This is a genomic window from Nonomuraea sp. NPDC052265 (genome assembly GCF_044547985.1).
In the GTDB taxonomy this organism is placed as follows: Bacteria; Actinomycetota; Actinomycetes; order Streptosporangiales; family Streptosporangiaceae; genus Nonomuraea.
In genome coordinates this window covers 192,082-211,695 of record NZ_JBIUBJ010000009.1, presented here as the reverse complement: position 1 = coordinate 211,695, position 19,614 = coordinate 192,082, and the positions used below count along the sequence as shown (strand labels likewise).

The following is a 19,614-nucleotide window of genomic DNA, read 5'->3' as shown; positions in this document are numbered from 1 at the left end:
ACCCGGCGCCGCTTCGACGGCCCCGCCGGCTCAGACGGCCACCAGTTCGTAGCCCGCCTCTTCGACGACGTCCCTGATCCTGGCGTCGTCGAGGGCGTCGGCCGAGGTGACGGTCACCTGTCCGGTGGCCAGCTCGACGTCGACCGAGGAGACCCCGGCGACCTTGCCGATCTCGGTCTTGACGGTGCCCGCGCAGCCGCCGCAGGTCATGCCGGACACCGTGTAGGTCTTCGTGCTCATCGCCTGGCCCCTCTCGTGAATACCCCTTCCGGGTATGTGACGAAGCGAACGTACGCCCGATCATCGCGAGAGGCAAGCCATACGGAGGAGGGGTACATGAGACGCGCGTCACATTGCCTCTCGCATACCCCCTCCCAGTATGGTGCCTCGCATGAGAACCCTTGGTGAGATCATTGTTGTCGGCGCCTCGCTGGCGGGGCTGCGGGCCGTCCAGACCCTGCGCAGAGAGGGCTTCGACGGCGAGCTCACGCTGGTCGGCGCCGAGACGCACATGCCGTACAACCGGCCGCCGCTGTCCAAGAGCGTTTTGCGCGGCGACGAGGACGTCACGCTCCCCGGCGCGGAGGAGCTCGGCGAGGAGTGGCTGCGCGGCAGGCAGGCCGTACGCCTGGACGCCGCGAACCGCACGCTCGTCCTCGACGACGGGACCGAGCTCGGCTACGACGGCCTGGTCATCGCGAGCGGCGGGCGTCCCAGGCGGCTCGACGGCGTGCGCACCCTGCGCACCATCGAGGACGCCCTGGCTCTGCGCGCCGAGCTGGACTCCGGCCACGAGCACGTGCTGGTCGTCGGGGGCGGGTTCATCGGGGGCGAGGTGGCGTCCACGGCCAGGCAGCTCGGCCGCAAGGTCACCCTGGTCGACTCCGGGCCGTACCCCATGCACGCGGGTCTCGGCGTGGAGGCGGCGCGCTGGCTGGCCGGGCACCACGAGCGCAACGGCGTCGAGCTCGTCACCGGCGTCCGCGTCACCGGCGTGACCGGCGGCCGGGTGCGGCTCGCCGACGGCCGCGTCCTGTCCGCCGGCCTGGTCGTCGGCGGCATGGGCGTGACGCCCAACACCGAATGGCTGGAGGGCAGCGGCCTGGCCGTGGACGACGGCGTCCTGTGCGAGCCGACGCTGTACGCCGCGAACTCGGCGGACGTCGTCGCGGCGGGCGACGTGGCCCGCTGGCCACACCGCCTGTACGGCGACGCCCCGGTCCGCGTCGAGCACTGGTCCAACGCCAACGAACAGGGCGCGGCGGCCGCCCGCAACCTGCTGGCGGGCCCCGAGGAAGCGCAGCCGTTCGCGGACGTGCCCAACTTCGCCACCCACGTGCACGGCGCCCGCATCCAGACGGCCGGCCTGCCCCACCTGGCCGACGAGGCCCGCGTCGTCACGGGCAGCCCGGAGGAGGACCGCTTCGCCGTGGCCTTCGCCCGCGACGGCGTGCTGGTGGGCGCGGTCGCCGTCAACGCGCCGAAGGACCTGATCAGGCTCAAGCGGTCCGTCGCGGCCCGCGAGACGCTCTGACTACGATCGCGGGTAGCATGACGGGCATGATGCGTGGCCTTGGCGAGCTCGAATCCACGATCATGGACTGGATATGGGCCAGGCGCCGCCCCGCCTCCGTCCGCGACGTCTTCGAAGACCTCAAGCAGCGGCGGACGGTCGCGTACACCACGGTGATGACAGTGATGGACAACCTGCACACCAAGGGCCTGCTGAGGCGTGAGGCCGTCGGCCGCGCCTATGTCTACGAGCCGGTCGCCTCCAAGGAGGCCTACACCGCCGACCTGATGCGCCGCGCGCTCGCGGGCAGCGGCAACCAGGCCGCCACCCTCGTGCACTTCCTCGAACGGCTCACCCCCGAAGAGGCGGAGGCCCTGGAGGCGGCCCTCCAGGTCTACCCGCACCGGGGCCGACCCGCGTGATCGCCGCCGCCGTCCCGGCCCGCCACACCGTGGTGGCGGCCGTCTGACCGCCCGTGCTCGGGCGGCGGGCCGCCGGGTGGTCCGATCGGGCCCCCGGGCTGCGATCGCGCCGCTCGGCGGGCCCGCGGTGGTGGCGCCGGCGCCGGGGGTCGGCTCGTTCCTGGCCCACCACTGCCACTCGCCACTCTCGCCCTGACCTACGGTCACGGGTAGTAGACGACGCCGTCGCGGCCGGGTCGCCGCCCGCGGCCTTCCCGCTGACAACGCCGGTGGACAAGTGGCTGATCTCGCGCGGCAAGGGGCACGCGGTGACCCACCAGTACCACTGAGAGAACCCGAACCCGGGCGCGGAACGAACCGCCCACGCGGACTTGACAGATACCCCCCCGGTGTATGTATGTTCATCGCCACATACCCCCTATAGGTATGAAGAGGACCCTAGAGACCACCCGCATCCCCCACCGGGGTACGGCGTAGCGCTGGAGAATGCTCATGTCCGCACCATCCCCCCGGCGATGGACCGCCCTGGCCCTGATCGCCATGGCCCAGTTCATCGTCATCATGGACACGTCGATCATCGGCGTGGCCCTCCCCCGCATCCAGGAAGAGCTCGGCTTCTCGCAGGAGAACCTGTCGTGGGTCTTCAACGCCTACGTCGTCGCCTTCGGCGGGCTCCTGCTGCTCGGCGGCCGGCTCTCGGACCTGTTCGGCGCGCGCAGGCTGTTCGGCGCCGGATGGCTGATCCTGCTCGCCGGCTCGCTCGTGGCCGGCATCGCCCCCGAGGTGTGGGTCGAGCTCACCGGACGCGCCGTCCAGGGCGTCGGCGCGGCCCTGATCGCCCCGTCCGCGCTCACCCTGCTGATGATGCTGTTCGGCCACGACCCCAAGGAGCTCACCAAGGCCCTCGCCCTGTACGGCGCCGCCGCCCCGGCGGGCGGCACCGCGGGCGTGTTCCTCGGCGGCGTCATCACCGAGTACCTGAGCTGGCCCTGGGTCTTCTACATCAACATCCCGATCGCCCTGGTCGCGCTGCTGGCCACCGGCCCCCTGATGCCCGCCGGCCGGTCCCAGCGCGGATCCATCGACGTCGTCGGCGCGCTGACCGTCACCGCGGGGCTCGGCGCCGCCGTGTACGCCATCGTCCGGGCGCCCGAGGTCGGCTGGGGCTCCGCCCAGACCTGGGGCGTGCTGGCCGGCGCGGTGGCGCTGCTCATCGCCTTCCTCGCGATCCAGGCCCGCCGCCGCGAGCCGCTGATGAGGCTGTCGATCTTCCGTACGCCGAACCTCGCCGCGGCGAACCTGACCCAGCTCCTGCTCGGCGGGGCCTGGATCCCGATGTGGTTCTTCCTCAACCTGTACCTGCAGCAGGTGCTCGGCTACAGCGCCTTCCCCAGTGGCGCCGCCCTGGTGCCGATGACCGTCCTCATCATGCTCGGCATGATCGTCCTGGCGCCCCGCGCCATCAACCGGTTCGGGCCCAAAGCCATCACGGTGGCCGGTCTCGTCCTGCTCGCCGTCGGCATGGGCTGGCTGTCGCTGATCAGCCCCGAGGGCAGCTTCGCGGTGGACGTCCTGCCCGCCAGCCTCGTGGCCGCGCTCGGCATGTCGCTGGCCTTCATCCCCTCCCTCGGCACCGCCATCTCCTCCGCCCGCCCCGAGGAGGGCGGCCTGGCCTCCGGCATCGTCAACACCAGCTACCAGGTCGGCTCGGCGCTCGGGCTGGCCGCCATGACGGCCGTCGCCGCCGCGAACGGCGCCGGCCGGCTCGGGAACCTGCCCGCGCTGACCGACGGCTTCTCCTCGGCCTTCGTGGGAGCCGCCGGGATCGCGGTGGCCGGCGCGCTGATCGCCGCGCTGACGCTCCGCTCGCGGGGCGCCGCGCACACCGGGGCCGCCGACGAGACCACCGCCGCCACCCGCGGCTGACCTCGACGCACACAGCTCCGAAGGAGATCCCCATGTCCGTCCTCATCGCCTACGACGGCTCACCCGACGCCCGCCGTGCCGCCGGGCACCGGGCGGCCCGCTGAGGTCGTCGACAACGTCCGGCTCCCACGGGAGCCGGACGTTTCCGCGTGCCGGTGAACGCGCTCGACGCGGCGTGCGTATCTCCACACGAGCCAGGACGGCCGTCTGTTACGCCGGATAGTACGACCGAAACGCCCACGCCCGCCAAGGCCAGGGCCAAGCTGGTGACGCTCAACGAGCGGGCCGACGAGGTCGTCGAGCAGTACAACCAGGCGAACGAGGCGTACAAGAAGGCGAAGCGCACGTACGACGTGCTCGACGCCGAGGTCGAGCGCACGAACGCCCGGGCCGACCTGTTACGCAGGGATCTCGTCACGGCGGCGGTCAGCGACTACCAGGCGGGCCCCCTCACGGGCTGGGGCCGCTTCGCCGCGGAGGGCAGCCCCGAGACCGTTCTGAGCGGCATGGCCTCCCTCGAACAGATCTCCCAGGCCAGAGCGGCGAAGCTGGCGGCCTTCAGGGCGACCACCCAGGACCTGCGCGACCGGCGCGACGAAGCCAGGACCGTCCTCGCGGAGGCCGCCACGGCACGCGACAAGGTACGGGCGGAGAAGACCAAGGCCGACAAGCTCGTGGCGGAACAGACCAAGCTGCTGCGCAGGCTGGGCACCTTCCGTACCGGCGATCCCGACAGCGCCGGCATCAGGTACACCGGCCCGGCCTCCGGAAGCGCCCGCCAGGCGCTGCAGTTCGCCTTCGCCCAGATCGGCAAGCCGTACCGGTACGGCGGTGAGGGCCCCGGCTCCTACGACTGCTCCGGCCTAACCCAGGCCGCCTGGCGTACGGCGGGCGTCGAGCTGCCCCGTACCACCTGGACGCAATGGGCGTGGGGCGCGGCCAGACGCGTCCCCCTCGACGCGTTGCAGCCCGGTGACCTGCTCTTCAGCAAAGGGGCTGGGGCACATGGGCATGTACGCCGGCAACGGCAGGATGGTCCACGCGCCCCAGACCGGTGACGTCGTCAAAGTCGTCGACCTGGACGATTACTGGCGCAACCGGCTGCTCGGCGCGGTCCGCCCCTGACCGGCGACGGCCGCCGTCAGCGCGTCGGCGACGGGCTCGGCGAGCGGGGTGTCCATCTCGGCGATGCGCAGGGGAAGGACGTCCGGCGGGAACTCACGCCACTTGACGCTTTGCCGCCGGCGCAGCTCCTCGGTGGTGAACACGGTGAGGAGGTCGTCGGGGTGGGCGGTCGAGGAGGGTCCTTCCTTCGCGGGTGATCAGAGCCTGGGCGGGGGACGCGGAAAGGGCTCCGGGCGTCGGCGCCCGGAGCCCTTTTCGCGGGTGTTCACCTGAAGCGGCGCAGCCGCAGGCTGTTGCTCACCACGAACACGCTGGAGAAGGCCATCGCGGCCCCCGCGATCATCGGGTTGAGCAGGCCGAGCGCGGCCAGCGGCAGGGCGGCCACGTTGTAGGCGAAGGCCCAGAACAGGTTGCCCTTGATGGTGCCGAGCGTCCGGCGGGAGAGCCTGATCGCGTCGGCGGCCACCAGCAGGTCGCCCCTGACCAGGGTCAGGTCGGAGGCCTCGATAGCGGCGTCCGTGCCGGTGCCCATGGCCAGGCCCAGGTCGGCCTGGGCGAGCGCGGCCGCGTCGTTGACGCCGTCGCCGACCATCGCCACGACCTTGCCCTCGCCCTGCAACCGCTTGACGACGTCCACCTTGTCGGCGGGCAGCACCTCGGCGATCACCTCGTCGATGCCGACCTCGGCGGCCACAGTCCTCGCCACGGCCTCGTTGTCGCCGGTCAGCAGGACGGGCGTGAGGCCGAGTGCCCGGAGCCGCTTGATGGCCTCCTTGCTGGTGGGCTTGATCACGTCGGCGACCACCAGCACCGCGCGGGCCTCGCCGTCCCAGCCGACCGCCACGGCGGTCCTGCCGCCCGCCTGGGCGGCGTGCAGAGCGCGTTCCAGGTCGGGTGACAGGTGCTGGGACCACTCCTCCAGCAGCCTCGGCCGGCCGACCAGGACGGCGTGACCGTCCACGATGCCCTGGACGCCGAGGCCCTCGACGTTCGCGAAGTCCTCGGGGGTGGGCAGTTCGCCGACGCGGGCGGCGGCGCCCTTGGCGATGGCCTGGGCGATCGGGTGCTCGGAGGCGTGCTCCAGAGCGCCCGCCAGGCGCAGCATCTCGGTCTCGTCCGCGCCCTCGGCGAGGTGCACGCCGGTGAGCGTCATCCGGCCCTCGGTGACCGTGCCGGTCTTGTCCAGGACGATGGTGTCGATGCGGCGGGTGGACTCCAGCACCTCGGGACCCTTGATCAGGATGCCTAGCTGCGCGCCCCTGCCGGTGCCGACCAGCAGCGCCGTGGGCGTGGCCAGGCCGAGCGCGCACGGGCAGGCGATGATCAGCACGGCCACCGCCGCGGTGAAGGCCGCGCCGACGCCGTTGCCGGTGCCGAGCCAGAAGCCCAGCGTGCCGAGGGCCAGCGCGATCACGATCGGGACGAAGATGCCCGAGACGCGGTCGGCCAGCCGCTGCACCTGCGCCTTGCCCGTCTGGGCCTCCTCCACCAGCTTGGCCATCTGGGCGAGCTGGGTGTCCGCGCCGACCCGGGTGGCCCGCACGACCAGCCGGCCCCCCGCGTTGACGGTCGCGCCGGTGACCGCGTCGCCCGGCCGCACCTCGACGGGCACGGACTCGCCGGTCAGCATCGAGGCGTCCACCGCCGAGCTGCCCTCCTCGATCACGCCGTCCGTCGCGATCTTCTCGCCCGGCCGCACCACGAACCGGTCGCCCACGGCGAGCCGGTCGCTGGGGATGCGGGTCTCCACGCCGTCGCGCAGCACCGCGACGTCCTTGGCGCCCAGCTCCAGCAGGGCGCGCAGCGCGGCCCCCGCCCGCCGCTTGGAGCGGGCCTCGAAGTAGCGGCCGGCCAGGATGAACGCCGTGACGCCCGCCGCGGCCTCCAGGTAGATGTTGCCCGACCCGTCGGTGCGCTCGATGGTGAACGCGAAGGGGTGGGTCATCCCCGGGATGCCCGCGCTGCCGAAGAACAGCGCCCACAACGACCAGCCGAGCGCGGCGATGGTGCCGACGGAGATCAGCGTGTCCATGGTGGCGGCGCCGTGACGCAGGTTCGTCCAGGCGGCCTTGTGGAAGGGCCAGCCCGCGTAGACCACGACCGGCGCGGCCAGCACCAGCGACAACCACTGCCAGTTCGTGAACTGCAACGGCGGGATCATCGCCATCGCGATCACCGGCACGGCCAGCACCACCGAGGTGATCAACCGGCTGCGCAGCGGCCGCAGCTCGTCCTCCGGCTCCCGCTCCCCCGCCTCGCCCTCGGTCCTGGGCGGAGCGGGCAGGGCGGCGGTGTAGCCGGCCGCCTCCACCTGGGCGATCAGCTGCTGCGGATCGACGCCTTCGGGGAAGGTGACCTTCGCCTTCTCGGTGGCGTAGTTGACCGTGGCGGTCACGCCGTCCATCTTGTTGAGCTTGCGCTCGATGCGGTTGGCGCACGAGGCGCAGGTCATGCCGCCGATCGCGAGTTCGACCGCGTTCTGCCGGTCATCGGTGACAGAGGTCATCACCGTTCCCCTTTCTCAGTGGCCTGCTCAGTGGCTGTGGTTGCCGTGTCCGCCGGGCGTCGCCGACGGAGCGGACGTGGCGGGCCTCGGCCCGGCGCGGAGGGTGAAGTCGGCGGTGCGGACCTCGCCCTCGTGCTGGAAGTCCAGGAACAGGCGGTAGTCGCCGCCGCTCGGCACCTCGGCGTAGAAGACGATCTCGGGGCCGGGCTCGGTCCTGCCGTCGCCGGGCTCGCCGTCGGGGTGGACGTGCAGGTAGGCGAGGTCACGGGCGCGGAGGGCGACCAGGTGGCCGAACGCGCCGAGGTAGGGCTGGAGGTCGGTGACCGGCTTGCCGTCCTTGCTGACCTTGAGGGTGAGCTTGCTCGCCCGGCCCGGCGTCAGGTCGCCGTCGAGGGTGACCTCGTAGCCGTCCACCTTGGACGTACGGCTCGCCTCCGGCAGCGGCTTGGGCGCGTAGTCGCCCGCCACGGCCAGGTCGGCGCCCAGCGTCAGGGCCTCGCCGCCGGTCGGCGCGAAGTCGGCGAAGGCCCGGTAGCCGCCCGCCTCGGGGAAGGTGACCTTGACCGACCAGATCCCGTCGGGCGACATCTCCGGGTGGACGTGCTGGAAGCTGCCCAGATCGCGGGAGACCACGATGAAGTGCAGCTTCTTGTCGTGCTGGACCTGGTAGTCGGTGACCGGGCGGCCGTCGGGGCCGGTCACCGAGAAGGTGAAGTCGGTGGGCTCACCGGGCTTGATCGTCGCGGTGAGCGGGTTGAGGGTGTAACCGTTCTCGGACACTTGGAGCCCCCCAGGGGTATCGTTCGTCGTCTGCCGGGCTGCGTGCTGGTCGTGACCCGCGCTCTCCGCGCTCTCCGTGGCGGCCGCCATGGCGGTGTGGCCGGCCGCGGGGGCGGACCCGACCGGCCCCACGGCCTTGCCGGCGCCCAGGGCGCCGCCGAAGACGACGGCCAGCCCCAGGGCGTAGGAGCCGAGCTTGGCCGCGGTGTTCACGACTGGCTCGCCACTTCGTACCCGGCCTCCTCGACGGCGGCGACGATCCTCGCCGCGTCGATCGGGCCGCCACTCTCGACGGTCAGCAGGCCGGAGGCCAGGTCGACCTCGACGCCGGTCACTCCGGCGACCTCGCCGACCTCTTCCTTGACCGAGCTGACGCAGTGGCCGCAGGTCATGCCCTTGACGGTGTAGGTGGTGGTGCTCATATCGGTCTCTCCTTCAATCCGGTCAGGAACGAACAAGTCTGGCGATGGCGTCGGAGGCTTCCTTGACCTTCGCGTCGGCCTCCGGACCGCCCTTCAGGGTGGCCTCGGCGACGCAATGGGCCAGGTGCTCCTCCAGGAGCGACAGGGAGAACGACTTCAGGGCGCTGGTCGCGGCCGACACCTGGGTCAGGATGTCGATGCAGTACTTGTCGTCCTCGACCATCCGCTGCAGGCCGCGGACCTGCCCCTCGATGCGGCGCAACCGCATCCCTTGGTCCTGCTTGTCGCTGCCGCGTCCAGCCATGTCCAGCCCTCCCTCGGCTCGTTGCCGTCGAGCACACTATACCCCCCTACGGTATCCAGAAGGCAAGTGGCGGGAACGCCGACGACCCCCTCGAAGACCACTGGCCTTCGAGGGGGTCGCACGGCGCCGCAGGTCAGGCGCCGGGTTTCAGGGAGTTCCGGTACGGCGGCATGAACCGCAGCCGCGGCATCTGGTCGGCCAGCACTCCGCCGTCCACGACCAGGGTGGAGCCGGTGACGTAGCGGGCCGCCTCCGAGACCAGGTAGGCGACCGCGCCCGCCACGTCGTCCGGCCGGCCGTAGCCTCCCCGCAGCGGGATGCGCTCCTCCCAGGCCGCCTCGAACGCCTCGCGGTCGAAGGGGAAGTCGCCGTCGATCGGGGTGGCGATCATGCCGGGCGCGACGGCGTTCACGGTGATGCCATGGGCTCCCAGCTCGGCGGCGAGCGAGCGGGTGATCAGTTCCAGGGCGCCCTTGGAGGCGTTGTAGTGGGCCAGACCGGCTTCGGCCATGAGGCCGTTCTTGGAGGAGACCGAGACGATCCTGCCCCGCACGCCGTCGGCGATCATGTGCTCGGCCACCCGCTGGGACAGGAAGAACGGCGCGTCGCAGTTGACCCGCATGACGGCCTGCCATCCGGCCACGGTGATCTCGTTGAAGTGTTCGAGCCGGGCCACCCCGGCATTGTTGACCAGGACGTGGATCGGCCCGTGGTCGCGGCGGACGGCGTCGGCGAGCCCGGCCAGCCCCTCGGTGTCGGCCAGGTCGAAGCCGTACACGCAGCCCGCGCCCGGCCGGTCGACGGTGACCACCTGGTAGCCGTCGGCCGACAGGCGCGCGGCGATGGCCCGGCCGAGGCCCCTGGCGGCCCCGGTGACCACGGCCAGTTCGGTCATGACAGCCCCAGCAGGTCGAGCGATGGGCGGTGGATGAGCTTCTCGATCTCCTCACGGTCCAGGGGCGGCAGGCCGGGGATGCCGGGGACGGCCCCGACGGCCCGCAGCCCCTCCACCGAGGCGTCCACCGTGGTGAAGGGGTAGTCGCTGCCGAACAGCAGCTTGGCCCACACCCCGTAGTCCTGGGCCAGGCGCAGGCTGTGCCAGAGCTGGAAGGGCCGGTAGTGCAGGGCCGAGACGTCGGCGTAGACGTGGCGGTGCTTGCGGATCACCGCGATGCACTCCCCCTCGTACGGGTGGCCGAGGTGGGCCAGGACCATGCGCAGCTCCGGATGCCGGATGGCGACCTCGTCCAGGTGCACCGGCAGCGCGTAGCGCAGGGGCGCGGCCGAGACGAACGTGGTCCCGGTGTGCACGAGCAGCGGCAGGCCGTGGCGGGCGGCGTAGGCGTACAGGTCGTCCAGCTCGGGCGCGGCCGGGTCGAAACCGGCGTACATCGGCATGAGCTTGATGCCGCGCAGCCCCAGGTCGCGGTGTCCGTGCTCCAGCTCGTCGCGCCAGCCGGGCTGGGTGGGGTCCAGCGACAGGTAGCCGATGAGCCGGTCGGGGTGCTCGCCCGCGTAGGCGGCCACGGCGGCGTCGTCCACCCACAGGCCCGAGCGCCTGGCCTTGCCGCCCACCACGACGGTACGGGTGCCGGCGGGCGAGGTGGCGGCGTAGTCCGCCCAGCGCACGGTCAGGTCGACGTGACCGCCGTGCGCGCGGGCGGACTCGGCCGCGAACGGGTCGCCGACGTCGTCCGGGCAGGTGAACAGATGGGAGTGGACGTCAACGATCACGCTTCTCCCAGCCCTCCTTGAACATGTTCCAGAACCGGTGGGAGGGCGGGTGCTCGGCGAAGACCTCGTCGGCCAGCTCGACGCCGAGCCCCGGCCGCTCCGGCAGCCCGATGTGGCCGTCGACCACGGGCAGGGCGCCCTTGAGCGCGTCGAAGACGTACGGCTCCAGCATGCCGTCGAAGGTCTCCAGGACGAGCAGGTTCGGCATGCCGAGCACCGCGTGGACGGAGGCCGTGGTGCACAGCGGGGAGTTGGAGTTGTGCGGGGCGACGAGCATGGCGTGCACGTCGGCCTGCGCCGCGAGCTTCCTGACCTCGGTGAACCCGCCGGCCATCGACAGGTCGGGCTGGATGATGTCGACCGCGCCGGTGGCGAACAGCCGGGCGTACTCGTAGCGGTTGTGGAAGTGCTCGCCGCCGGAGATGGGCATGGCGGCGCGGGCCCGCAGCTCGGCGTAGCGCTCGATGTGCGTCCACGGCAGCGGCTCCTCGAACCAGCCGAGGTCGAACGGCTCCAGCTCACGCACGAGCCGGACGGCGGTCGGCATCGCGAAGCGGGCGTGCCCCTCGACGAACAGGTCGAGGTCCGGCACGGCCTCGCGGACGGCCGCGACGATGTCGACCGAGAAGCGCAGCTCGGCCCGGGACAGCTCGCCCAGCCCGGCGCCGAACGGGTCGAACTTCAGCGCGGTGTAGCCGCGGGCGGCGACCTCCTTGGCCTTGGCCGCGAACACCTGTGGGTCGCGCTCGCCGGTGTACCAGCCGTTGGCGTAGACCCGTACCGAGTCGCGGCAGGCGCCGCCGGTCAGCCGGTAGGCGGGCACGCCCAGCGCCTTGCCCATGATGTCGTAGAGCGCCTGGTCGACGCCGGAGACGACGATGCCGCCGACGTCGCCGCCGCGCAGGAAGTCGCCCTGGTACATCCGCAGCCAGATCTCCTCGACGTCGAAGGGATCGGCGCCGATCAGGTGGCGCTGCGCCATGGCCTCGGTCAGCGAGCAGGTCTCCCGGCCCCGGTAGGGGTGGGTGATCTCGCCGATGCCGCTCAGACCTTCGTCGGTGTGGATGCGCACGTAGGAGAAGTCGCGCCAGGCGGTGCCGAGTGAGAGGGTCTCGACGCGGCTGATCCGGCCGGCGGGCCCGGCCGGGCGGTTGGTGTCAACGGTGAGCATCGGCTCCGCCCATCGTGCTGGCGTCGGTCAGGTCGAGCACGTCGCCGCGGGCCGGCCTGGCCGCCGCGGCGGCCGCTTCGAGCAGGTGGTCGGCGTCGGCGTCGGTGTGGGCGTAGGAGACGTGGCTGCGCTTGAGGTTCAGCGGCAGCTCGAAGATGCCGTGCTCCAGCAGGCGGCGGCGGTACCCGATGAACATGTTGGCATCATTGCGCAGCAGGTCGTCGTAGGTGCGGGCGGGTCCGGTCATGAAATATTCGACGAAGACCGAGCCGTATCCGCTGACCAGCGCCGGGATGTCCAGCGAGGCGAAGACCTCGGCCAGCCCGGTCCTGATCCGCTCGCCGAGGCGGAAGACGTGCTCGTGCACCGGCTCCTCGCGCAACTTGCGCAGCGTGGCCAGGGCCGCCGCCACGACGGCCGGGTGGCCGTTGTAGGTGCCGGCGAAGAAGGCGGGGCCGCCGGGCCGCGAGCTGAACAGCTCCATGAGATCGGCGCGGCCTCCGAGCGCGCCCACCGGGTAGCCGTTCGCGATCGCCTTGCCCATGGTGGTGAGGTCGGGGGTGATCCCGGAGATCGCCTGCCAGCCGCCCAGGTGGTGGCGGAAGCCGGTGATGACCTCGTCGAAGATCAGTACGCTCCCCGCCCTGGTGCACTCCTCGCGCAGCGTCCGCAGGAACTCCTGCTCGGGCAGCAGGCAGCCGACGTTGTGCGGCACCGGCTCCAGGATGACGGCGGCGATGTCGTCGCCGTGCTCGGCGAACGCGCGGCGTACCGCCTCGGCGTCGTTGAACGGCAGGACCAGCGTGGCCTGGAGCACCTCGGGCAGGATGCCGGTCGAGATCGGGTCGTGCGTGCCGACCTTCTCCGGCGTGGAGATCACGTTGAGGCTGACCGCGTCGTGCCAGCCGTGGTAGCACCCCTGGAACTTCACCACGAGCCGGCGGCCGGTCGCGGCCCTGGCCACGCGCAGGGCGTGGAAGGTGGCCTCGCTGCCGGTGCTGGTCAGGAGCACCTTCTCCACGCTCGGCACGAGTTCGGCCAGTGTCTCCGCGAGCTCCACCTCGCCGGCGGTGACGCCGACGCCGCACAGGTCGACCGTACGGCCGGCCTCGGCGACGGCCGCGCCGACGTCGGGGTCGTTGTGGCCGAGCAGCGGCGGGCCGAAGGCGGCGTGGTAGTCGACGAACTCCCGTCCTTGCGAGTCGCGGAAGCGGGCGCCGGCGGCATGGGTGATCACCAGGTCGGTGAGCCCGGGGATGCTGCGCTGCCCGCTGTTCACGCCACCGGGGATGACCTGGCGTGCGCGCTCGGCTAGGTGCTTCAAATCTCTCTCCTCTGACGCGCCTCCCGGCCCGGCCCGGCCCGGGGTGCGCTGCTCATCCGCCACAAATTCCGAACAGTGTTTGGCAATACCGAACAGACGAGGGAGATTGAAACACGAGAACGGGTGGGGGTCAACGATGAATTCCGCTAAGCTGTTCGGCTGTGACGAACACTGCTGCTGAGGAATCGCGATATTGGGTCCGCAGCGTCGCCCGCGCCGCCGAGGTTCTGGAGGTCCTGTCCCGCGTGGGGCAGGGCGGCGGCATGAGCGTGACCGAGATCGCCGCGGCCTGCGGGCTGAGCAAGAGCGCCGCCTTCGCCACGCTCTACACGCTGCGCGGCCACAGCCTGGTCGCCGACGACGGCGAGGGCATGAACCGCCGCTACCGGCTGGGCATGGCGCTGGCCAGGCTGGGGGCCAGGGCCCAGGAGCAGCTCTCGCTGCGCGACGTCGCGCGGCCGGCGCTGGTCGCGCTCACTGAGCGGACCGGGATGAACTCCAGGCTCGCCGTGCCCGAGGCCGGCCAGGCCGTCGTCGTCGACCAGGTGAGCAACGGCGAGCGCATCCAGGTCGACCTGCGGATGGGCACCAGGGAGCTGCCCCACTGCACCGGGCTGGGCAAGGCGCTGCTGGCCGAGATGAGCGACGAGGAGGTCGCCAGGGTCGTCGGCCACGTCGGCCTGCCACGCCGGACCGGCCACACGATCACCGAGCTGCCGTTGCTGCTGGCCCACCTGAAGACGGTCAGGGAGCTCGGCTACGCGGTCGACGACGAGGAGGAAGCCGACGGGATCTTCTGCATCGGCAGCGCGCTGCGCGACCACACCGGCGCCTGCGTGGGCGCCATCAGCGTCACCTCGCTCAAGCGCGATCTGCCCGCCTGGCGCTACCAGGAGCTCGGCAGGGACGTGCGGGAGACCGCGGCGATGATCTCCCAGCAGCTCGGGCATCCCACGTGACGGCTTGACAGATCCGCCACCACTGTCTAGCGTCCTCGCCAATCGTTTCGGGCGAAGATCCGACTCCGAGCGCCGCGGCCCCGGCGCCGGACGTCGGGGCCGCAGCACCGCCGCCTGCCCGCCTTCGCACGTCGCCCGGCCTTCCCATCACCCCGCTCCCGAAGGCCTCCCCCCATGAACCATGTAGCCGACGTCGCGCGCCTTCTCGCGCTCGACGTCTCCCGACTCGCCGACGGCACGCTGGTGCGTGTCTCGGGCTACCATCGCGCCGGTGACGGCGGCGGCAAGCTCGTCCGCTGGGACGCGGCCTCCACCGCGCCCGCCAACGGCGGCACGGTCCTCGGCTCCGCGCCGAAGGGCCGCTGGATCCAGCTCCACGACGGCTGCCTCGACTTCCGGGCGTTCGGCGTCCTCGACGACAGGACGCCCGCCGACGCCGCGCTGGAGGCCATGGTCAACGACCCGGCCGTCGCCAGGATCGAGGCCCACACCGACCTGAACTTCGTCAGGCGCCACACCTTCCGGCGCTCGGACGTCGTGCTCGACTTCGGCGGCCACACCATGACCACCGAGGGCATCGAGAAGAACACCCACGACAACCCCTTCGGCGCGGTCCTGTTCTTCCAGGGCGAGCGGACCGGGACCACCGTCACCGGCACGCTCACGGCCACGATCCCCGACCTGGCCGACGTCTTCGAGGTCGACTCGCGGTCGTTCCGGGTCGGCCAGTGGTGGGCCGTGGAGGTCGACGCGCTGGCCGGCACGTACGAACGCGAGCTCCAGCGACTGGTCCAGATCACCCAGATCGTCGACGGCCGGCACGTCCGGGTGAACTACAAGAACGGCTGGGAGCTGGCGGCCGGCCGTACGCTGACCTGGACGCTGGTCAACCCGGTCGAGCGCGTGGACGTGCGCGACCTGCGCTTCGAGGCCGCCCCCGGCGGCGACGAGTACACCGGCTCGCACCCGATCGCCTACGAGTACGCCGTCCACTGCGACGTCGAGGACGTCCACGCCACCGGCAGCTTCTGGCCGGTGATCATGCGGCGCTGGTGCACCCACTTCCGCACCCGGCGCTGCAGCCTGAAGAACCCCCCGACCGTCATGTACGGCGGAGCGGGCTACCTGACCCAGCAGATCTACTGCCTGTACGGGCACGTCGCCGACTGCACCACCTCCAACGTCCGCCATCTCAACGACTTCACCGCCAGCGCCTACTGCACGGTCGAGAACTGCCACGGCGACGGCGACGACGAGGGCGGCAACCCCTTCACCACCCACGGCCAGTACGAGCACGACCTGGTCTTCACCGGCAACTCCGGCCTCATGGACATCGCCAACAGCGGCGCCCTGTGGGGCACCAGCGCCAAGCGCATCACCGTGCGCAAGCACCTGTGCTCGTGGTTCGTGGCCGGAACGAAGATCACCGACCTGACGCTGGAGGACGTCCGGGTGATCCCGCGCTCGACGTTCGACCCGGCGGGAACGCTCCAGGTGAACGCCGACGGCCTGCACATGCGCGGCTGCTCGGCCAGAACCGTCGCGATCGGCCAGCGCTCCAACCGGTCCGGCCGGCCCAACGTCATCGAGGGCTGCTCCTTCGACCTGCCCAAGGATCAGGTGCTGGTCCAGACGCCGGTGAGCAACGCGCTGCACTTCAAGGAGTGCGTCATCACCGGCCTCGACGGCGCCACCCTGCGCGGCTCCGGCCCCCTGCGCCTCACCGGGTGCGTCCTGAGCGGCAAGGGCCAGGTCTCGCTGGGCTCGGCCGACGTCGTGATCAGCGGCGGCCGGCTCGACGGCGTGCGGATCGAGCTGAGCGCCGTACGCGACCAGCGGCTGCGCCTGGAGGGCGTCACGCTGGAGGGCGCCTCGCTCGGCCGGGCCGCCGGTCCGGGCGTCCTGACCTGGGAACTCTCCGCGTGTACGGCCGACGCCACCCGCGTCGAGCTGGCCACGGGCGACAACCGCTTCCGCGCCACCGGCTCCCGCTTCACCGGCGGCCGCCTCGACCTGACCGCCGCCACCGTCCTGGTGCACACCGGCTGCGCCGAGGAGGGCGTCGAGCGCGCCTTCCCGCCCGCCGGCCCCCGCGTCCTCATCGCCGACACCCTCGCACTGTAAGGAACCACCCCATGGAACGTCGTGACATCCTGCGCGTCACCGGCTTAGCGGCTGTCGGCACCGTCCTGATGGCCAAGCCCGCGCTCGCCGAGCCGGACAAGAAGCCCAAGGACGAGGTGCACGCGGTCGGCACCGTCGCCGAGCTGCTCGCCTTCGAGGCCGCCAAACTGGAGGATGGCACGCTGGCGCAGGTCGCGGGCTATCTCAAGCCGGGCGACGGCGGCGGCAAGCTCGTCCGCTGGGACGCGGCCTCCACCGCGCCCGCCAACGGCGGCACCGTGCTCGGCACCGCGCCGAAGGGCCGCTGGATCCAGCTCCACGACGGCTGCCTCGACTTCCGGGCGTTCGGCGTCCTCGACGACAGGACGCCCGCCGACGCCGCGCTGGAGGCCATGGTCAACGACCCGGCCGTCGCCAGGATCGAGGCCCACACCGACCTGAACTTCGTCAAGCGGCACAAGTTCCAGCGCTCCGGCCTGGTGCTGGACTTCGGCGGTCACACGATGCGCACCGTGGGCATCGAGAAGGCCGACCAGGACGACCCGTTCGCGGCGGTGCTGTTCTTCCGCGGCAAGGTCACCTCCACCACGGTCACCCACAAGCTGGGCGCCGCGGTGCCCGACCTGTCGGACGTCTTCGAGGTCGCCGACTCCGGCGCCTTCAAGGTCGGGCAGTGGTGGAGCGCCGAGGTCAACGCGCTGTCCGGCCGCTGGGAGCGCGAGCTGCAGAAGCTGGTCGAGGTCACCCAGATCGTCGACGGCACGCACATCCGGGTGAACTACAAGAACGGCTGGGAGCTGGCCGCCGGCCGGACGATCACCTGGACCCTCGTCGAGCCGGTCGAGCGCGTGCACGTGCGCAACCTGCGCTTCGAGGGCGTCGCGGACGGCGACCAGTACACCGGCTCGCACCCGCTGGCCTACGAGTACGCCGTCCACTGCGACGTCGAGGGCATCCACGGGACGGGCACGTTCTGGCCGCTGATCATGCGGCGCTGGGCCACCCACTTCCGCACCGAGCGCTGCACCCTGAAGAACCCCGCCAGCGTGACCTGGGGCGGGGCGGGCTACCTGACCCAGCAGATCTACTGCCTGTACGGCCACGTCCGCGACTGCCACACGGCCAACGCCCGCCACCTGAACGACTTCACCGCCAGCGCCTACTGCTACGTGGAGAACTGCCACGGCGACGGCGACGACCAGGGGCCGTTCGTCACCCACGGCCAGTACGAGCACGACCTGACCTACACCGGCAACTCCGGCCTGATGACCTTCGCCAACTCCGGCGCGGCCTGGGGCTCGGCGGCCAAACGCATCACGGTGCGCAAGCACGTCTGCTCGTGGTTCGTGGCCCGCGTGAAGATCACCGACCTGACGCTGGAGGACCTCCAGGTCATCGGCAAGCCGTCGCTGGACGGCTCGGGCATGATCTGGGTCAACGCCGACGGCGTGCAGATGCGCGGCTGCTCGGCCAGCCACACACTGATCGTCTCCCAGCAGTCGAAGTTGTCGCGCCGCCCCAACCTGATCGAGGGCTGCGTCTTCAACGTCCCGGCCAAGAGCGAGATCGTCCAGGCGAACGTGACCGCGCCGGTGCACGTCAGCCGGACCACCTTCAACGGCCTGAGCGGCAACGCCTTCAACGGCGCCGACCTGCGCCTGTCCGGCTCCACGCTGAACGGCGCCGAGGGCGCGGCCCCGCTGGTCCTCGCCGGGTCGGTGTCGCTGACCGGCTGCACGGTCAGGAACGTGGGCCTGGCCGCCGCCGGCAAGGCCGACCAGCGCGTCCGCCTCGACGGCGGCACCGAACTGGCCGAGGCCGGGCTGTCGCGGGTGGACGGCGCCGGGCTGGTCTCCTGGCAGCTGGCCGGTGTCCGCAGCCAGAACGCCGGAGCCCACGTCCAGCTCGACTCCGGCAGGAACCGCTACATGGCGACCGGCTGCCAGTTCGGCGGCGGCCGCCTGTCGATCAAGGCCTTCGAGGTGGTCCAGCACACGGGCAACGTCGAGGAGGGCGTCGCCAGGGAGCTGCCGGCCGACGGCCCCAAGGTCCTCACCTCGGGAAATCTGGTGATCTAGATGCGCAAAGTAACGCTGGCGGTCGCGGGGGCGGGCAACCGGGGGCAGACCTACGCCTCCTGGATCGCCGCCCACCCCGACCGCGCGGAGCTGGTCGCCGTGGCCGACCCCGACCCCGCCCGCCGGGCAAGACTGGCCGGCCCCGGGGTGCGCGAGTTCGGCGACTGGCGCGACCTGCTGCGCGAGCGGGTGGCCGACGCCGTCGTCCTGTCCACCCAGGACCGCCTGCACGTGGAGCCCGCCGTCGCCCTGGCGCGGGCGGGCTACGCGCTGCTCGTGGAGAAGCCCATGGCGCCGACCGAGGAGGAGTGCCGCGAGATCGTGTCGGCCGTGGGCGAGACGGGCGTGCTGCTCGCCGTCTGCCACGTGCTGCGCTACACCCCCTACACCGCGCTGGTGAAGGAGACCGTGGACAGCGGCGTGCTCGGCGAGGTCATGAGCGTCGAGCACCTGGAGCCGGTCGGCTGGTGGCACCAGGCGCACTCCTACGTGCGCGGCCCCTGGCGCAGCGAGCGCCTGGCCAGCCCGATGTTGCTGGCCAAGTCCTGCCACGACCTGGACTGGCTGGCCTACGTCACCGGGCTCAGGATCGAGAAGGTCTCCAGCTTCGGCTCGCTCGGCCACTTCAGGCCCGAGCGGCGCCCGGCCGAGGCAGCCGACCGGTGCCTCGACTGCGTCCTGGAGCCCCGGTGCCCGTACTCGGCGCCGCGCCTGTACCTCGACCGCGGCTACGACTGGCCGACCAGCGTCCTGGGCGACGACGAGGAGCAGGTCATGGACGCCCTGCGCACCGGCCCGTACGGCAGGTGCGTCTACGCCTGCGACAACGACGTGGTCGACCACCAGGTGCTCGCCATGGAGCTGACCGGCGGGGCGACCGCGACCTTCACCATGACCGCCTTCACCGAGCAGACCCACCGCCAGACCAAGATCTTCGGCACCCACGGGCGGCTGATCGGCGACGGCGAGACGATCGACGTGCTCGACTTCCGCGACGGCCGCAGCACCCGGCGCAGTGTCGCCGGGACCGGCTCGAACGCCGGCGACGGCCACGGCGGCGGCGACGACGGCGTGATGGACGCCTTCGTCACCGCGCTGGCCACCGGCGACCCCGCACACGTGCGCTCGGGCCCCACCGAGTCGCTCCACAGCCACCTCGCGGTCTTCGCCGCCGAGAAGGCCCGGCACAGCGGCACGGTCGTCACCGTGCCGGCATCCTAGGAAGG

17 protein-coding genes and 1 pseudogene are annotated in these 19,614 nt (G+C 71.7%); 8 read left to right on the top strand and 10 right to left on the bottom strand.

Annotated elements, in window-relative coordinates; translation table 11 throughout:
* Positions 1-30 precede the first annotated feature (30 nt).
* Positions 31-240: a heavy-metal-associated domain-containing protein gene (locus ACIHAD_RS26545; RefSeq protein ID WP_397357334.1), complete on the bottom strand. Its 210-nt coding sequence runs from the start codon at positions 238-240 to the stop codon at positions 31-33.
* 151 nt (positions 241-391) lie between these two features.
* Here ACIHAD_RS26545 and ACIHAD_RS26540 point away from each other — a divergent pair, with 151 nt between their 5' ends.
* From ACIHAD_RS26540 to ACIHAD_RS26525, 4 genes and pseudogenes are all read left to right on the top strand, one after another.
* Positions 392-1,534: an NAD(P)/FAD-dependent oxidoreductase gene (locus tag ACIHAD_RS26540; RefSeq protein WP_397357333.1), complete on the top strand. Its 1,143-nt coding sequence runs from the start codon at positions 392-394 to the stop codon at positions 1,532-1,534.
* A gap of 26 nt (positions 1,535-1,560) precedes the next feature.
* Positions 1,561-1,935: a BlaI/MecI/CopY family transcriptional regulator gene (locus ACIHAD_RS26535; protein WP_397357332.1), complete on the top strand. Its 375-nt coding sequence runs from the start codon at positions 1,561-1,563 to the stop codon at positions 1,933-1,935.
* A gap of 492 nt (positions 1,936-2,427) precedes the next feature.
* Positions 2,428-3,861, top strand: a complete 1,434-nt coding sequence (locus ACIHAD_RS26530; protein WP_397357331.1) for an MFS transporter — start codon at positions 2,428-2,430, stop codon at positions 3,859-3,861.
* Positions 3,862-4,367: 506 nt separating this feature from the next.
* Positions 4,368-4,986: pseudogene (locus ACIHAD_RS26525) on the top strand (C40 family peptidase).
* Here ACIHAD_RS26525 and ACIHAD_RS26520 read toward each other — a convergent pair.
* The 9 genes from ACIHAD_RS26520 to ACIHAD_RS26480 form a co-directional block, all read right to left on the bottom strand.
* On the bottom strand, positions 4,947-5,129 hold the full coding sequence (locus ACIHAD_RS26520; protein WP_397357330.1) for a hypothetical protein: 183 nt from the start codon (positions 5,127-5,129) through the stop codon (positions 4,947-4,949). The pseudogene ACIHAD_RS26525 and the gene ACIHAD_RS26520 sit on opposite strands and share 40 nt — an antisense overlap.
* Positions 5,130-5,251: 122 nt before the next feature.
* Positions 5,252-7,492: a heavy metal translocating P-type ATPase gene (locus ACIHAD_RS26515; protein WP_397357329.1), complete on the bottom strand. Its 2,241-nt coding sequence runs from the start codon at positions 7,490-7,492 to the stop codon at positions 5,252-5,254.
* A 27-nt stretch (positions 7,493-7,519) separates the two neighbouring features.
* Positions 7,520-8,485, bottom strand: a complete 966-nt coding sequence (locus ACIHAD_RS26510; RefSeq protein ID WP_397357328.1) for a hypothetical protein — start codon at positions 8,483-8,485, stop codon at positions 7,520-7,522.
* Complete coding sequence (locus ACIHAD_RS26505; RefSeq protein ID WP_397357327.1) at positions 8,482-8,694, bottom strand: heavy-metal-associated domain-containing protein; 213 nt, start codon at positions 8,692-8,694, stop codon at positions 8,482-8,484. The genes ACIHAD_RS26510 and ACIHAD_RS26505 overlap by 4 nt, the downstream gene beginning before the upstream one ends.
* Positions 8,695-8,716: 22 nt before the next feature.
* Positions 8,717-8,998 (bottom strand): metal-sensitive transcriptional regulator, encoded by a 282-nt coding sequence (locus tag ACIHAD_RS26500; protein WP_397357326.1) that lies wholly within the window; start codon positions 8,996-8,998, stop codon positions 8,717-8,719.
* Between the two features lie 133 nt (positions 8,999-9,131).
* Positions 9,132-9,893 (bottom strand): SDR family NAD(P)-dependent oxidoreductase, encoded by a 762-nt coding sequence (locus ACIHAD_RS26495; protein ID WP_397357325.1) that lies wholly within the window; start codon positions 9,891-9,893, stop codon positions 9,132-9,134.
* Positions 9,890-10,732: an amidohydrolase family protein gene (locus ACIHAD_RS26490; protein WP_397357324.1), complete on the bottom strand. Its 843-nt coding sequence runs from the start codon at positions 10,730-10,732 to the stop codon at positions 9,890-9,892. The genes ACIHAD_RS26495 and ACIHAD_RS26490 overlap by 4 nt, the downstream gene beginning before the upstream one ends.
* Positions 10,722-11,903 carry a mandelate racemase/muconate lactonizing enzyme family protein gene (locus ACIHAD_RS26485; RefSeq protein ID WP_397357323.1) on the bottom strand — a complete coding sequence of 394 codons (1,182 nt, stop codon included), beginning with the start codon at positions 11,901-11,903 and terminating at the stop codon, positions 10,722-10,724. Before ACIHAD_RS26485 ends, ACIHAD_RS26490 begins: the two co-directional genes overlap by 11 nt.
* Entirely contained in the window at positions 11,890-13,227 is a 1,338-nt protein-coding gene (locus ACIHAD_RS26480; RefSeq protein ID WP_397357322.1) for an aspartate aminotransferase family protein, read from the bottom strand. Before ACIHAD_RS26480 ends, ACIHAD_RS26485 begins: the two co-directional genes overlap by 14 nt.
* A 161-nt stretch (positions 13,228-13,388) precedes the next feature.
* On the opposite strand from ACIHAD_RS26480, the gene ACIHAD_RS26475 reads away from it, so the two are divergent.
* The 4 genes from ACIHAD_RS26475 (at position 13,389) to ACIHAD_RS26460 (ending at position 19,609) form a co-directional block, all read left to right on the top strand.
* The gene (locus ACIHAD_RS26475) at positions 13,389-14,186 is read left to right on the top strand and encodes an IclR family transcriptional regulator (RefSeq protein WP_397357321.1); all 798 of its coding nucleotides are present in this window, start codon (positions 13,389-13,391) and stop codon (positions 14,184-14,186) included.
* Positions 14,187-14,360: 174 nt separating this feature from the next.
* Positions 14,361-16,310: a hypothetical protein gene (locus tag ACIHAD_RS26470; protein WP_397357320.1), complete on the top strand. Its 1,950-nt coding sequence runs from the start codon at positions 14,361-14,363 to the stop codon at positions 16,308-16,310.
* 11 nt (positions 16,311-16,321) lie between these two features.
* Positions 16,322-18,388 carry a hypothetical protein gene (locus tag ACIHAD_RS26465; protein WP_397357319.1) on the top strand — a complete coding sequence of 689 codons (2,067 nt, stop codon included), beginning with the start codon at positions 16,322-16,324 and terminating at the stop codon, positions 18,386-18,388.
* Positions 18,389-19,609, top strand: a complete 1,221-nt coding sequence (locus ACIHAD_RS26460) for a Gfo/Idh/MocA family protein (protein ID WP_397357318.1) — start codon at positions 18,389-18,391, stop codon at positions 19,607-19,609.
* Positions 19,610-19,614: the final 5 nt, after the last annotated feature.